Annotated in this window: 13 protein-coding genes; 6 read left to right on the forward strand and 7 right to left on the reverse strand. The window is 55.4% G+C overall.

Annotation, left to right across the window (positions count from 1 at the left end; translation table 11 throughout):
- Positions 1 to 17: 17 nt before the first annotated feature.
- Genes FHI25_RS17080 through FHI25_RS17090 form a run of 3 tightly spaced genes read right to left on the reverse strand, consistent with a single transcriptional unit; the run spans position 18 to position 3,992 of the window.
- Positions 18 to 1,289, reverse strand: coding sequence for a Zn-dependent hydrolase (locus tag FHI25_RS17080; protein ID WP_210519825.1), 1,272 nt, complete (start codon positions 1,287 to 1,289; stop codon positions 18 to 20).
- A gap of 41 nt (positions 1,290 to 1,330) precedes the next feature.
- The gene (gene preA, locus FHI25_RS17085; protein ID WP_210519827.1) at positions 1,331 to 2,608 is read right to left on the reverse strand and encodes an NAD-dependent dihydropyrimidine dehydrogenase subunit PreA; all 1,278 of its coding nucleotides are present in this window, start codon (positions 2,606 to 2,608) and stop codon (positions 1,331 to 1,333) included.
- Between the two features lie 25 nt (positions 2,609 to 2,633).
- The gene (locus FHI25_RS17090) at positions 2,634 to 3,992 is read right to left on the reverse strand and encodes an NAD(P)-dependent oxidoreductase (protein WP_210519829.1); all 1,359 of its coding nucleotides are present in this window, start codon (positions 3,990 to 3,992) and stop codon (positions 2,634 to 2,636) included.
- A 528-nt stretch (positions 3,993 to 4,520) separates the two neighbouring features.
- Between FHI25_RS17090 and FHI25_RS17095 the strand changes: the two genes are divergently transcribed.
- The 4 genes from FHI25_RS17095 to FHI25_RS17110 all read left to right on the forward strand — a co-directional run bounded on the left by FHI25_RS17095 (position 4,521) and on the right by FHI25_RS17110 (position 9,123).
- A complete protein-coding gene (locus tag FHI25_RS17095) occupies positions 4,521 to 4,946 on the forward strand; it encodes an acyl-CoA thioesterase (protein WP_210519832.1) in 426 nt (141 codons plus the stop codon).
- Between the two features lie 331 nt (positions 4,947 to 5,277).
- Positions 5,278 to 5,712 (forward strand): universal stress protein, encoded by a 435-nt coding sequence (locus FHI25_RS17100; RefSeq protein ID WP_064788383.1) that lies wholly within the window; start codon positions 5,278 to 5,280, stop codon positions 5,710 to 5,712.
- Between the two features lie 31 nt (positions 5,713 to 5,743).
- The gene (locus tag FHI25_RS17105; protein ID WP_210519834.1) at positions 5,744 to 7,264 is read left to right on the forward strand and encodes an alanine/glycine:cation symporter family protein; all 1,521 of its coding nucleotides are present in this window, start codon (positions 5,744 to 5,746) and stop codon (positions 7,262 to 7,264) included.
- 212 nt (positions 7,265 to 7,476) lie between these two features.
- Positions 7,477 to 9,123 carry a U32 family peptidase C-terminal domain-containing protein gene (locus tag FHI25_RS17110; protein ID WP_210519836.1) on the forward strand — a complete coding sequence of 549 codons (1,647 nt, stop codon included), beginning with the start codon at positions 7,477 to 7,479 and terminating at the stop codon, positions 9,121 to 9,123.
- Positions 9,124 to 9,188: 65 nt separating this feature from the next.
- Here the strand turns inward: FHI25_RS17110 and FHI25_RS17115 are convergent, their stop codons facing one another.
- From FHI25_RS17115 to FHI25_RS17125, 3 genes are all read right to left on the reverse strand, one after another.
- On the reverse strand, positions 9,189 to 9,782 hold the full coding sequence (locus FHI25_RS17115; protein ID WP_210519839.1) for a DedA family protein: 594 nt from the start codon (positions 9,780 to 9,782) through the stop codon (positions 9,189 to 9,191).
- A gap of 90 nt (positions 9,783 to 9,872) precedes the next feature.
- The gene (locus FHI25_RS17120; RefSeq protein ID WP_008890142.1) at positions 9,873 to 10,286 is read right to left on the reverse strand and encodes a DUF3830 family protein; all 414 of its coding nucleotides are present in this window, start codon (positions 10,284 to 10,286) and stop codon (positions 9,873 to 9,875) included.
- A gap of 8 nt (positions 10,287 to 10,294) precedes the next feature.
- The gene (locus tag FHI25_RS17125; protein WP_210519841.1) at positions 10,295 to 11,545 is read right to left on the reverse strand and encodes an SLC13 family permease; all 1,251 of its coding nucleotides are present in this window, start codon (positions 11,543 to 11,545) and stop codon (positions 10,295 to 10,297) included.
- 591 nt (positions 11,546 to 12,136) lie between these two features.
- Between FHI25_RS17125 and FHI25_RS17130 the strand changes: the two genes are divergently transcribed.
- Both FHI25_RS17130 and FHI25_RS17135 read left to right on the forward strand, forming a co-directional pair.
- Complete coding sequence (locus tag FHI25_RS17130; RefSeq protein WP_210519844.1) at positions 12,137 to 13,270, forward strand: type III PLP-dependent enzyme; 1,134 nt, start codon at positions 12,137 to 12,139, stop codon at positions 13,268 to 13,270.
- A 23-nt stretch (positions 13,271 to 13,293) separates the two neighbouring features.
- Positions 13,294 to 13,800, forward strand: a complete 507-nt coding sequence (locus tag FHI25_RS17135) for an N-acetyltransferase (RefSeq protein ID WP_008890145.1) — start codon at positions 13,294 to 13,296, stop codon at positions 13,798 to 13,800.
- Positions 13,801 to 13,882: 82 nt separating this feature from the next.
- On the opposite strand, the gene FHI25_RS17140 is transcribed toward FHI25_RS17135, so the two are convergent.
- Complete coding sequence (locus tag FHI25_RS17140) at positions 13,883 to 15,457, reverse strand: YbaY family lipoprotein (RefSeq protein WP_210519846.1); 1,575 nt, start codon at positions 15,455 to 15,457, stop codon at positions 13,883 to 13,885.
- Positions 15,458 to 15,463 lie beyond the last annotated feature (6 nt).

The raw sequence follows: 15,463 nt of genomic DNA on the forward strand, positions 1-15,463 counted from the left end.
CGTGAAATGGCGGGACCCTATTTTTGCATCACGGTTTCATCGGCCTTGGCCAGAACCGCATGCAGCAGAACCTGACCACCGGCATCCGACCAGTGTTTATGCACTTCTTCGATCTCGTTATGTGAAATGCCATCAACACACGGGATGAAAATCATCGCCGTCGGGCACACTTGTGCCAGATAGCAGGCATCATGCCCCGCACCCGAAACGATTTCACGCGCAGAGAACCCGCCAAGTTCGGCCCCCATGCGCACCGCATCGACACAGGATTTGTCGAACGGCACCGGTGCGTAATAAAATATCTGCTCAAGCTCGGTCTGAAGGCCGATATCTTTGGCAATCTTTTCCACACCTTCACGCAATGCCTTGTCCATATCGGCCAGAACTGCATCATCGGGATGGCGGAAATCAACGGTAAAGAACACCTCGCCCGGGATGACGTTGCGCGAGTTCGGATGGATTTGCATCATGCCGACCGTCGCACAGGCAAGCGGGGAGCGATCCAGGCCGATCTTGTTGACCAGATCAACCACGCGTGCCGCACCAAGCAATGCATCCTTACGGGTTTTCATCGGGGTCGGACCCGCATGGGCTTCGACACCGGTGAACTTGATTTCATACCACCGCTGGCCCTGGGCATCGGTGACAATACCGATATCCTTGCCTTCATCTTCAAGGATCGGGCCCTGTTCGATGTGGGCTTCGAAATAGGCCCCCATCGGATGGGCATCAATGGTGGCTTCGTCCGGCCCCATATAGCCGATACGCTCCAACTCCTCGCCCATGGTTTTGCCATCAACATCCGCACGGGAATGGCCGTATTCAAGGTCAAACACCTTGGCAAAGACGCCAGATGCCACCATGGCCGGGGCAAAGCGCGAGCCTTCCTCGTTCGTCCAGCAAACGACTTCAAGCGGCGCTTCGGTTTCGTATTTGGCTTCATTGAGCGTGCGGATCACTTCCAGCCCCGAAAGAACACCATAAACACCATCATACTTGCCGCCCGTAGGTTGGCTATCAAGGTGGCTTCCCATCACGACCGGGGGCAGATCCGGGTTACGGCCTTCGCGGCGGGCAAAGATATTGCCCATCTTGTCGATCCGGATCGAGCAGCCCTCTGCCTTGCACCAGTCGATGAACAGATCACGGCTTTCACGGTCAAGATCGGTCAGCGCCAGACGGCAAACGCCGTCCTTTGCGGTTTTGCCGATCTTGGCCATTTCCATCAGGCTATCCCAAAGGCGGTCACCATCAATTGACAGGTTACGTACACTGGGTTGAACAGTCATTCGTCAGTCCTTTTGGTTTTGGTGGCGTTTGCGCGGATGGCTTATTCAGCAGCCACGCGCATGGGATTAAGCGGATGTTCCGGCCAGGTCATTGGCGGCTTGTCGGTCTTGACCGGCTCCATGGTGATGCAATCGGGCACCGGGCAGATGTGATAGCAAAGGTTACAGCCAACACATTCCTCATCGACCACTTCAAACAGACGGCCGCCTTCGGGCTTGTCGGTCATGGTGATTGCCTGGTGGGAGGTATCTTCACACGCGATATGGCAACGACCGCACTCGATGCAGTTATCCGGGTTGATCACCGCCTTGGTGTCGAAGTTCATGTTAAGCTCGTTCCAGTCGGAAACTTGCGGAACGGCAGCACGGGTGAACTGTTCGACGCTGGTGTAGCCCTTGTCATCCATCCACTGGCTCATGCCGTCAATCAGGTCATCAACCACGCGGAAGCCATAAATCATCGCAGCCGTGCAAACCTGAACGGCGTTCGATCCCAGCGCCATGAATTCAACCGCGTCTTTCCAGGTGGTGATGCCACCAATACCGGAAATCTCAAGATCGCGGGTTTCCGGCGTGCGGGCGATTTCAGCCACCATGTTCAGTGCAATCGGCTTGACCGCTGATCCGCAATAGCCGCCATGGGTGCCCTTGCCATCCACAACAGGTTCCGGAACCATATTGTCGATATCAACCGAAATGATCGAGTTAACGGTGTTAATCAGCGATACGGCATCCGCACCGCCCTTGAGTGCGGCTTCGGCCGACCACAGGATGTTGGTGATGTTCGGGGTCAGTTTGGTAAAGACCGGAATATCAACCGCGTCCTTGACCCAACGGGTGACCTGTTCGACCATTTCCGGCACCTGACCGATGGCCGATCCCATGCCGCGTTCGCACATGCCATGCGGGCAACCAAGGTTAAGTTCCAGACCATGCACACCGCTTTCGGCGATCTGCTGGGCCAGGTCCTTCCAGGCGCGTTCCTCGATCGGGGCCATCATCGAACCGATGATGACGTGATCAGGATACTCTTTCCGGCATTCGCGGATTTCCTGAAGGTTGGTGGCAAGCGGACGGTCGGAAATCAGCTCGATATTGTTGATCCCAAGAAGGCGGCGGTTCTGGTCATGGTGCGCGCCATAGCGCGAGGACACGTTGACCACGGGCGGATCAATGCCCAGCGTCTTCCAGACAACCCCGCCCCAACCTGCTTCAAAGGCACGAACGACGTTGTATTTCTTGTCCGTCGGCGGCGCGGAGGCCAGCCAGAACGGGTTTAGCGAATCAATACCGGCGATTTTGCAGCTTAGATCAGCCATTTTCTCTCTCCCTTTGGCTAGCGGTTCAGGCGGTTTTCAGGAATGCATCAATGGCGATGGCGGCCTGTTTGCCATCCTCGACCGACTGAACAGTCAGGTCTTCGCCACTCTTGATGCAATCCCCACCGGCGAACACGCCCGGGGCGGTTGTCTGATAGTTTTTATCGACCACGATCTTGCCACCGGTGATCTCCATGCCGGCAAGGTCATCGGTTTTGATTTTTTGTCCGATGGCCTTCAAAATCTGGTCTGCACGCACTTCAAAGGTTTCGCCAGTACCAACAAGTTTGCCACTGGCATCAAGTTCGGTTTTTTCGAACTCCATGCCCATCAGCTTGCCATTGGCCTTGATCGCAACCGGTTTTGCCCAGTAACGCACAACAACGCCATTGGTTTTGGCCAAATCCTGTTCGAACTCGGTCGCGGACATGTTTTCAGGACCGCGACGATACACCAGGGTGACTTCCTCGGCACCAAGACGCTTGGCCTGAACCGCGGCATCGATTGCGGTGTTGCCACCGCCAATGACGATCACGTTGTTGCCAACCGGCATATCGGATTTCGGTTCGGTCTGGCGCAGTTTTTCGATGAAATTGATTGCGTCATCAACGCCCGGGAAATCTTCACCCTTAAGGCCAAGATCATTGGTCGAGCCAAGGCCGACACCGACAAACACGGCATCGTATTTGGCTTTGAGGTCGGCAAGGTTGATGTCCTTGCCAAGCGCCTTGTTATATTCGATTTCAATCCCGCCAATGCCCAGAAGGAATTCAACTTCGCGCTGGGCGAAATCGTTGGTCATCTTATAGGCAGCAAGACCATATTCATTAAGCCCGCCCGGTTTCGGCTTGGCTTCGAACACGACAACGTCATGGCCCAGCATCGCCGCACGGTGCGCACATGAAAGGCCCGCCGGACCGGCACCGACAACGGCAATGGTCTTGCCGGTTTTTGGCGCACGTTTGAATGGATGGGGCAGATCGCGCGCCATCAGATGATCAACCGCGTATCGTTGCAGGCTGCCGATCTCAACGGCGGTATCTTCGGCGACGTTACGAACGCAGGCCTCTTCACACAGCACTTCGGTCGGGCAGGCGCGCGCACAGGTGCCGCCCATGATGTTGGCCGACAAAATGGTCTTTGCCGCACCATCCGGGTTGCCGGTGCTGATTTTGCGAATGAAGGATGGAATATCGATTGATGTCGGACATGCGGTCACGCATGGCGCGTCATAGCAATACAGGCAGCGGTTGCTTTCCGCCATGGCCTGAAGCGTGGAATAGGCCGGATGCAGATCGGAAAAGCCGTCATCTGCGTCATTGTGACCAGCACCGCCATGAACGGCACCGGATTTTGAAGCTTGCTTGGCCTGCAAGGTGGTCATTTGTTTGTCTCCCTGCCAAAAAGGCGTCCTCTCCTGACGTCATCGAGAGACAAAACAAGAATGACATTACAATCGACCGCGGGCCAAAAATGATCGCAGCTATCGCGCGATCAGAATGCAATTATGGCGTTACGTGGACGGGCGGGCCCGACCAACACAGGGTCTCTCATACTGACATTCTTGGCGTATCCGTTCAGACAATGCTGAACTGTTTCCCAGTATTTGATCTGCCGTGTGGTTATAGTTTCGGGGTTATCCCCGGTTGATACACGTGCAGATGCCTCTCTCTGACGGATACAGCATGTCCAATCCTGATCATTTGGTCAAGATTAAAAATCCGAATTCTTGATTGGGTCGCAAAACACCTGCATCCGCGCCGAAAAACCGGGGCCCGACACCACCAGACCCACATCGGATTTCAGGCTACTGGGCATCCGGTATGTCCCTGATTTGGCAACATTTTGTGCTGGCTTTATTTAGACAAACTAAAGTAACGTCATCGGACAAACCCACTTCGGAAAGCCTTCGATGACCCTTGTAAGCGATGCCACCGACACCCTCCCCGACCGTCAACCGTCGGTGCGTGCCGTTGCCATGCCGTCTGATACCAACCCGACCGGGGATATCTTTGGCGGCTGGTTAATGTCGCAAATGGACCTTGCCGCCGGAACTGCGGCCGCAAGGCGGGCCAAAGGCCGAACTGCAACCGTCTTTGTCGACAGCATGTCGTTCCTGCGCCCGGTCCATGTCGGCGATGAAGTGTCGTTCTTCACCGAAATCATCCATGTCGGGCGCACATCCCTTCGCATCCATGTCCAGGCCTGGCGCCAGACGCGGTTTGAAGAAACATCCGACAAGGTGACCGAAGGTATCTTTACCTTTGTCGCGCTCGATGATGGCGGTCGCCCCCGCCCGCTTGATCCCGACCCGGAAGACGCCTTGTCCGAGGCCTGATCGATCCGGTCGGACCCACTTTTTTTTAAGCGTTCTTGCAAAACATTCCCACGCGCGCCGAAAAATTCGGCGCGTTTTATTTTGTTTGGGCGGCAAATGACACGCCAAAACAGAACATCTTATTTTTATACATCAACTTTTTGGCTAATTCGTTTCAGTTTTATGTATCATTCCCCGATGTCGTTTCACTTGGCGCTGGAAATGAAATTCGGGGGAACCGTCGTGTGCTGGTGTCAGGGACAAAGACGGCATGGTACAGGCCGACACCTGTATTGCGAGAAGAAGTGGGAGAGTCTTATCCGACATTTCAGTCTCTGATCAGGAGAAGCACATGACCGATCAGCCAATTCTTGTGGGCTATGACGGAACAGATGCCGCACAGCGCGCCGTGGAATTTGCGGGCAAACGCGCAACAGCCGAAGGCTGTGCAATTCATCTGGTTTACGTTCTTGAATGGTCCCCCTACAGCTTCCTGTCGACACAGGAACTTGAAGAACGCCATCAACGGCGAACAGAAGAACTGTCGCGGGCGGAGGAAACCCTCAAGCCCGCGTTGGACGCGCTGAACAAACTTAAAATACCGGTAACTTCGGAAGTCCGTTACGGCCATTCCGGCGAATTGATCTGCAAAATCGCCGAAGACAAAGGCGCCTGTCAGATCATTGTCGGCAGGAAGGGTGGATCGACTTTGGGGGCACGGCTGCTGGGCAGTTTGCCGCTTACCCTGGTTCAGGCATCGCCTGTTCCGGTCACTGTCGTTCCGTAAGGCAATCACGAAGTTAAACCGGAGAACCATCATGTTCTGGAAAAAGACAGCAGCGGCCAGCGCCGTTGCAATGATGTCGGCCACCCTGCCGCAAATCGCACTTGCGCAGGAAGTCGGCCTTGATGAAAGAATCAATCAGGCGATCGCACCGATTTCAAATGTGATTGCCGGCACCATGTTCTATTCCGTGCCGATTGCCGGCACGGAATTTCCCCTTATTGTCGGCTGGCTTGTTGTTGCCGCCACTATTTTCACGCTTTATTTCGGCTTTGTTCAGTTCCGTCGCTTCGGCCACGCGATTTCGCTGGTCAAGGGCGACTATTCCCATCCCGAGGATGCCGGCGAGGTATCCCACTTTCAGGCCCTTGCCACCGCCCTTTCGGGCACGGTCGGGCTTGGCAATATTGCCGGTGTCGCAGTCGCTGTTTCGATTGGCGGACCGGGGGCAACATTCTGGATGATCCTGGCCGGACTTTTGGGCATGGCATCGAAATTCACCGAATGTACGCTGGGCGTTAAATACCGTAACGAATATGACGACGGGCGCGTTTCGGGTGGCCCGATGTATTACCTGTCGAAGGGCCTGGCTGAAAAAGGCAAACCGGGCCTTGGCAAGGTTCTGGCCATCCTGTTTTCGATCTGCTGTATTGGCGGTGCTGTTGGCGGCGGCAATATGTTTCAGGCTAATCAGGCCTTCCAGCAGGTGGTCAATGTCACCGGCGGGGAAAACAGCTTTTTGGCCGGATCGGGCTGGTTGTTTGGCCTGATCATGGCAATCATTGTTGGCGTCGTGATCATTGGCGGCATCAAATCGATCGCCAAGGTCACCGAAAAGATCGTGCCGCTGATGGCGGTGATTTACGTGACCGCCGGCATGATCATTATCCTCTCAAACATCACCATGGTTGGTGATGCCTTTGCCCAGATCTTTGTCGGCGCCTTTACCGGTGCCGGTGTTGCCGGCGGTGTGATTGGTGCACTGATACAGGGCTTCAAACGTGCCGCCTTCTCGAACGAGGCCGGTATTGGCTCAGCCGCCATCGCCCACGCAGCCGTCCGCACCAAGGAACCGGTCACAGAGGGCTATGTTGCCCTTCTTGAACCGTTCATTGATACGGTGGTGATCTGCACCATGACCGCTCTTGTGATCACCATCAGTGGCGAGTTGAATTCTGGTCTGACCGGGGTTGAGCTGACCTCGGCGGCCTTTGCATCGGCCTTTACGTGGTTCCCGCTGATCCTTGCACTGGCTGTTGTGCTGTTTGCCTTTTCGACCATGCTGTCATGGTCCTATTACGGTCTTAAAAGCTGGACCTATCTGGTGGGTGAAGGCAAAGGCAAGGAGATCATTTTCAAGCTGTTCTTCTGCCTGTGCGTGATCGTCGGGGCATCCATGAGCCTCGGTCCCGTGATTGATTTCTCGGACTCCATGATCTTTGCCATGGCAATCCCCAACATTATCGGCCTTTATTTCCTGATGCCGGTGGTGCGCGGGGAGATCAAGCAATATTGGGCCAAAATCGAAAGCGGCGAGATCAAAAAGGTCAAGTAAGCCAAAATTTTGAAACGATTCCAAACACCCCTGCCCTCTGGCGGGGGTGTTTTGGTTGGCGCCCTGCAAGTCCGGCATGGCAGCTCATCACGGCCATAGCTATGCAAGGCCTGCGAAATATGCGATTTTAATCGGCACAGGCAGCAGGCTGTGATAGAAGCCGCGCCAGAGAGATTTCCCGCAGACGACCAAATAGAAAAGACCCGCAAGTGATGAGTAATCAATCGCGCCGTTCCGAATTGCTGATGCCCGCAGGCTCGCTCGAAAAGCTGAAAGTTGCTGTGCTCTATGGCGCGGACGCCGTTTACATGGGCACGCCGGACCTGTCGCTGCGTGTTAAAAGCCAGATGTCACTCGATGACGTGGTCGAGGGCATCGACTTTGCCCACAGCCACGGTGTGCGTGTTTACCTCACACTGAACCTTTTTTCGCATAACAAGGACATCGACAAGCTTCCGGAATATGTCGATACCGTGCGCAAGGTTCGCCCGGATGGCCTGATCGTGGCTGATCCGGGTGTTTTCATGTTTGTCCGTGAACATGCACCGGAGCTTGATTTGCATGTGTCGACACAGGCAAACGTTTGTTCCTGGCAATCTGTAAAATTCTGGCAGAGCATCGGGGCAAAGCTTGTGGTGCTCGGCCGTGAAGTTTCCTACGAGGAACTCACCGAAATCCGCGAAAAATGCCAAGACATCAAGATCGAGGCCTTTGTGCATGGCTCCATGTGCATGACCTATTCCGGTCGTTGCCTGCTGTCGAACTTCATGGCTGAACGCGGCGCAAACCAGGGCGCGTGCGCAAACTCGTGCCGCTGGAAATACAAAGTCCACATGAAGCTCAAGGATGGCACGGTCAAGGAACTCAAACTGACCGAGGAAAACCTCGAAATGTTTGATTTCTTCCTTGAAGAAGACATGCGTCCGGGCGAGCTGATGGAAATTCAGGAAGACGAGCGCGGCTCCTATATCCTGAACTCGCGCGATCTGTGCATCATGCCGAAGCTTGAAGATTATCTGAAGATCGGTGTCGACAGCCTCAAGGTCGAGGGGCGTGGCAAAAGCCCGTATTACGCCGGCCTCGTTGCCCGTGCGTACCGTATGGCGATTGATGACTGGTACAAGGATCCGGAAAACTGGTCAGCCGAAGAATATATGAAGGAACTGGCGACCATCCCGAACCGGGGTTACACGCTGGCCTTCCATGACGGGCGCCTGACCAATTATGCGCACGGCTATGACAGCAACACCAATGTGTCAGATTGGGAATTTGCCGGAATGATCGAGGAAGTCGAAGACGACGCCTTTATCATGTCGGTCAAAAACCGCATGCTGCCCGGTGATGTGATCGAGATTGTCCCGCCGCGTACGCGCCAGACCATCTTCATCCGCATGTATGAATTCATTGATGCCAAAACCGGCAAGGTCGGTGAAGCGGTGCATGCCAATACCCATCCGCGCATCCGTCTGCCATTCAGCCTGTTTGAACAGGAAGACCCGGAATTCCTGAAACGTGAAACCCTGCCGATGACCATCGTGCGCAAGGAAAAGGCCCTGTCGGAAGACGAATGGCAGCGCCTGAAACTTGATCAGGAAGGCCACAAGATCGAGTTGGGCAAAGGCAACGAAGAACGCTATGATGCCAAACGCGAAGCACTTCAGACCGCCCTTGATGATCGCCAGAAGGAACGCTCCTTCCGCACCCCGCGCGTTGGCACCAAGGGCTGCTGTGGCCGGGGTTGCAACGGCTGCCTGATCTTCTGGCACGATGAAAGCTACGCCAAGGCGCGCGAAATTCTTGCCAAACGCAAACAGGGCGAAATGCTGGAAAAAGACGGCAAGACGATTGCTGCTGAATAAGCAACCCGCCCATTACAGATACAAAAACGGCAGCATTCGATTTCGATGCTGCCGTTTTCTTTTATCTACTTGATGGCGCGTTCGGCCTGTTGCTCCAGCCGGTCAATCCGGCGCATGGCAAACCAGCCCAGTACCAGAAACACAATCAGCAATATGGGGCTGAGCATGGCCAAGTTTTGTTCGACCAGTTCTGACATCCCCGCCCCCAGGCTGTGACCCAGCCCGTAATAAAGCCCGACCCAGATCAGGACTGACGCGATGCTAAGTGGCAGGAAGCGGATGAACGACATCGAACTCATGCCGACAGGGAACACCCCAAACGATCGCACCCCATGAGGATAGCGACAGAGCAGGATATAGGCGACACCGTAATGCTCAAACAATCGCAGGGTCTTGCCCATCCAGTCCGAAAGCGACTGCGGCAGTTTGCGGACAATCGCATCGCCGTATTTGCGCGCCAACCCAAAGCGCAGCACGTCGCCAACAAGACCGCCCGCGATCATCGATGTAACCGCCGGCACGATCATCAGGCTTTCGGCCGCCACCAGCATTCCGGCAAACACCGGCAGGATGCTGGATTTGCTGACGCAATAGGTGAAGATCAGGATATAGACCAGATCCTGATGATCCTGAATCCACAGATTAATCGTCTCAAACACGGCACGTCCGCCTGCACTTATTGGATGGTGGTTCGCCTTCTAGGCCAAACCGGACACACATGAAAGTGTGCCCGATCACAGTTGCGGTGATTACGCCAGTTCAAACCGGATCGACTGCGCACCTTCCCAAAGCGTCATCTTGCCAAGCTTTTCAAGGTCTTCGAGATTGCTGGTGACCGTGATGAAATGGTTGCCGGCAAGCTGGCCGACCTTGGATGCAAAATGCACCCCGCCATAGGCCAGCAGGATTTCGGTTTCGCTGATCCCGCCGGGATACAGGATGATCTGGCCCGGGGCCGGGAAGCTGGTGTGGTTTTCATAATCAACACCGAACTGATAATCGCCGAGTGGCATCCAGACACCCTCGCCGCTCCAGCGGACATGCACCGCCTTGCTTTCAAACGGCATGCGATCAAGGAACGCCTTGCAAGTATGCGGCGCCTTTTCGATTTCGAGAACCGCATCAAAGGTGAAGGGACCGGCGGTAATTTTGATATTGGACATGATGTTTCCTATGAAATCAGGATGACCCAACCCAGCGACAGTGCCAGACTGATCAATGTAACGGGCACGCCAAGGCGCGCATAATCGATAAATGAAATCACCGTTCCGGCCTTTGCGGCCTGTTCAACGGCAATGATATTGGCAACCGAACCAACAATCAGGAAGTTGCCCGACAATGTCGAAAAAATCGCCAGCGCATGCAACATTTCCGTGCTCCATTCCGGACCGAGTGAGAGCAACATCATCACCAGCGGCACATTGCCAATCGTATTGGACCCGGCCAGCGACACCCCGGCCAGAACACCCGGATGATGGATTTGCAACGTGATCAGGACATCGCGAAACAGGCTGGCAATCACGTCATTTTGCGCCATCGCGCCGGTGACGATAAACAACCCGCAAAACAGGGCGAGCAAATGCCAGTCAACCCGCCCCAGAACCTGGTCGGTCGAAAGACGACGGCTGAGCAGCAAGGCCCCCACCACCAGAAGCGACCAAAGCGCACGGTCTTCGACAAAGACAAAAATCGCGATCACGGCGATGGTCGCCAAAACCGCCTTGGTCAGGATGGTTTTATCAAGCGGGCGAACCGGCTGATCAACTGATCGCGCATTTGCATTTGAAATTGCATTTCCACCCGCCGCGGCGGCATGTGTTTCCCCGCGCATCATCGGGCTTCGCAAAATCACGACATAGACGACGCCAAGCGCAAGAATTGCGGGCACAGCACAGGCCAGAACAAAGCCGATAAAATCAAGATTGCCAAACTCGGCAATCATCAGGTTCTGCGGATTACCGATCAGGGTGGCTGCCGATCCGGCATTGGCCGCACACGCCACCGCAATCACATAGGGTTTGGGATCAAGCCCACGCGCAATCACCCCGGCAATCAATACCGGCGTCACCGCCCAGACCACAACATCATTGGTCAGAAATGCCGATAGCACCCCGCACATGACGATCACCCCGGCCATTAACCCGCCCGGTCCGCATTTGAGCGCGGTGATGCGATGCCCGATCCAGTCAAAAAATCCACTTGCCGCATATTGTGACGACAGCACCATCAATGTCAGCAACACCGCAAGGGTGGCAAAATCAATCGACGCCAACGCGCCATCGCGGTCAACCGCCCCACTGATCAGCAAGATCACCGCGCCAAACACCGCAATGCCGGTGCGATTGATCGCAAGCCACGGCCAACGGCCCAGCGCCATGCCGATATAGACCAGAACAAAAACAACGGCGATCAGCCAATTCATAAAATGCCCCCATGACCACGGCGACTGCCGGGTTTCGAATAATGGCTACAGCGCCGCCGGGAAACGGTCAATCGGCTTGATATTCACGTTCCGGTTATGCGCAAATTGCAATGCCCCATACCAAAATGCGTCAACTGAAATTCTTGCAAAGCCTGAATGCGGCCATTTGAGCCATTTTGTGCGCCGCATCACGCGTTCTTCGACGATCCTGCGATTGTTTCAAGACAAAACGGGTGAAAATTTCACTTGCGCGCCAAAAGCAACGGGCGTAAATGCGGACTTGCCCAAAGTCGCACGTGCCTGTGGTGGTCCTGCTTACTGGAACCCGTAGGACTTACTTAAAGCAACGACGGTGTAGGGCTTTTTTGGTCTCAGGTGGCGTCCAAATCCACCGACACTAAAGAGGCACACCATCATTGCCCACGTGCGGAACGGGAACTCCCCATTCCATAGCGAGGCAGACTTAACTTCGCAGTTCCGGTTGGCCCCGGGGCTAAACAGCACGCAAGTAGTCCGCGTCATTGCGCCTCCACCGCGCACACGCATCAGCTATATGCACGCTGCCATATCGTGGAATGGGAGAACGCCCCAATGGCAACTCAGCGTATTATTGATTTTCTCGCACAGAACCGCCCGGAAGGCCCTTGCCTTGTTGTTGACCTCGACGTTGTTCAGCGCAACTACGAGACCTTTACCCGTGCTTTGCCGAGCTCGCGCATTTTCTATGCCGTCAAAGCAAACCCGGCACCGGAAGTTCTGAGCCTGCTTGCCGACCTTGGCAGCAACTTTGACACCGCATCCGTCCCGGAAATCGAAATGGCGATGGCCGCTGGTGCCACCCCGGACCGCATTTCGTTTGGCAACACCATCAAAAAAGAACGCGACATTGCGCGCGCTTTTGAACTCGGTGTGCGCCTTTATGCGGTTGATTGCGTCGAAGAAGTCGAAAAAATTGCCCGTGTCGCACCGGGTGCGCAGGTTTTCTGCCGCATTCTGACCGACGGCGTTGGCGCAGAATGGCCGCTGTCGCGCAAATTCGGTTGCGCGCCAAGCATGGCGCTCGAAGTTCTTCAGCATGCCCATCACATGGGTCTGGATGCCTATGGTGTATCCTTCCACGTCGGGTCGCAGCAGTGCAACCTTGACGCCTGGGACACTGCGCTTTCAGAAGCATCCTCGATCTTCCGTACCTTGGCGGAAAAAGGAATTCACCTTCGCATGGTCAATATGGGCGGGGGTTTCCCTACCCGTTACCTGCGCGACATTCCGGCAACCGAAGCATACGGTGCGGCGATTGTTGATGCGCTTCACAACCACTTTGGCAACCACATGCCCGAAACCATTATCGAACCGGGCCGTGGCATGGTGGGTGATGCCGGCGTGATCAAAGCCGAGGTTGTTCTGATTTCGCGCAAACATGCCGACGATCCGGTGCGCTGGGTTTACCTTGATATCGGTAAATTCGGTGGCCTTGCCGAAACCATGGACGAAGCGATCCGCTATCCGATCACCACGATCCATGATGGCGGCGAAGTTGCCCCGTGCGTTCTGGCTGGTCCGACCTGTGATTCGGCTGACGTGCTGTATGAAAAGACCCCGTATGATCTGCCGGTCTCTTTGACCATCGGTGACGAGGTTCTGATCGAGGCAACCGGTGCCTATACCACCACTTATGCATCTGTGGCGTTCAACGGCTTCTCGCCGCTTGCCGCCTATATCATCTGACCCCATTCGGGAAAGATAGGCCAATGATCACAATTGATCGCGAAGGCGCATATTCGCACATTGAACGCGAAAAGCTGCTTGATCGCGTAATGGGTCAGGCGCGGTTTCAGAAATCGTCTGAAATCCTGCGCCGTAATCGGCTTCCGGCGGACGGTCTTGCGTTTGTCGCCCACGACGGCAAACAAATGATCGGCACCGTCCGGTTGTGGAATGTCAATGCTGGCGATGCAGGGGATGCATTGCTGCTCGGCCCGCTTGCCGTCGACAAGATCTATAGCGGGTCCGGCGTGGGTGCCGGTCTGGTTTATGCCGCCCTCAATGCGGCACAGGCTAGCGGTCACCGTTCGGTTCTTCTGGTGGGGGATCCGGACTACTACGCACGCTTTGGCTTCCATGCGGCCCCCGCAAGCGGGCTTTTGATGCCCGGCCATTTTGATCGTCACCGGTTCCAGGCGGTCCATCTTGGCAACGGCGATGGCTTGAGTGGTTCAACCGGTATGCTGAGTGCAACCGGGGCCATGGTCCACTAAGACATCAAAGCAATACGACAAAAAAATCCCGGCCCGGATTTCCCCGGCCGGGATTTTTGTTTTCAAGTCTTTGCCGATCAGATCAGCAAGTCTTTTCCGACAGCCAACCAATAAACACGCCGTTCTGTTCGAGGCGTTCATGGGCAAAGCATTCGCCGCCGGGATAGGCGCTATTGGCCGGGGTGTAGCGCACAACGTCCTCTCCGGGCAGAATGTTGGTCGTGGTTTCGACCTGTTCGGTATGGGCGGTGCCCATGCCATCAGACGTCACAAGACAATCATAACGCCCGCCATTGCCATTGATGGTGCGGACACCGACCATGCCATGATCCATCGGCCAGGCTTTCAGCACCGACACCAGATCACCCGGGTTTTTGGCAAGGCAGGCCGTGATGGCGGGCATCATGTCATCGAAATAGCGTGTCCAGATGCCATCGCCCTGTCTTTTAAGCTCGGCAACCGAGACCACCGGGAAATCACCCGGTGCAAGGGCCAGGCTTGCGGCCTCGACCGGCATGGATGAAACCGCACAATGGAAATCGCCCGACGGCGTTGTCCAGATTGCATCAGCCCCCTTGCCCCGCAATTCGTACATTTCATTGCCATAACCATATCCGGAACCGGTCGGCATCTGTGCCAGACTGATCGGTTCGCGTCCGCGCATTTCGACAATGGCGCGTTCCGCGTCATGATCAAATGTCACGGCAAACCGGCTTTGGTCATCGCAGATAAACAATTCCGGGCCGGTCATCGGATCCGGGGTGCTGTTAAGCTGGCTTAACATCGCCTCGATCCGGCTGAGCGCCACCTTGCTTTGCGATAATGCACCGCTGATTTCATGTTCATCGGGCTGGCTGGATGTGCCATTGACGGTTTTGGTGCCACTGGAAAAGCGCCCCTGGGCGAAATCAAGTGTCAGGGTGTATTGCAGCGGTGCGTCGCTTTGCTCCCCGCCGTAATTGACCCGTTTGGCGTCTTCGGCAAAGCGCAGCAATTGACCGTTGCGGTAATAAAGTTTGACGTCGCTTGATCCGTAATCACCAAGGTCACGATGTTCATCAACCAGAAGCGGTTCACCGTCCGTCGTGACATAGGCCTTATAGGTCACGGTATGGTCCGATGCGGAATACTGGCCGGGAATGACACGCATGTCGGCCAGTTTGGCCTCGATCGCTGCGATGTCGTCAGGCACATCCGATCCATCGCCGTTACGCGCACCATCGCCCTGAACGCGCGGCACCTGACGAACGACGATATCAACGTCGCTTGGCGCACCACGGGTCAGGACCGGGTAGCTTTGATCGTTGCGAAACAGAAGATCGCCATTGGCATTGACGATTTTGGCTTCGACCGCATAGCTGTGACGCGGCTCGATATCATCAAGATCATAGGGCAGGATGAAAACCATCGGCGGATTTGCCACCGGCTGGCGCAGCGATGCGATTTCCACCGATGGCGCGTCAGCACGCGAGACATCAAGCAACCGCACGACAAGGAAGGTATTATCCGGCGAAAGTGCGATCCGTTCACGGTAACTGACCGATCCGGTAACGCTGTTGCTTGGTGATTGCAGGGCGGCACAGCCCGACAATATTGCGACCACGCCAAAGGCAATAAGCGCCCTTGCCCACATGGTTGCGGCGGTAACAGGTTTCATTTTAAC

The organism is Thalassospira sp. ER-Se-21-Dark (genome assembly GCF_017922435.1).
In the GTDB taxonomy this organism is placed as follows: domain Bacteria; phylum Pseudomonadota; class Alphaproteobacteria; order Rhodospirillales; family Thalassospiraceae; genus Thalassospira.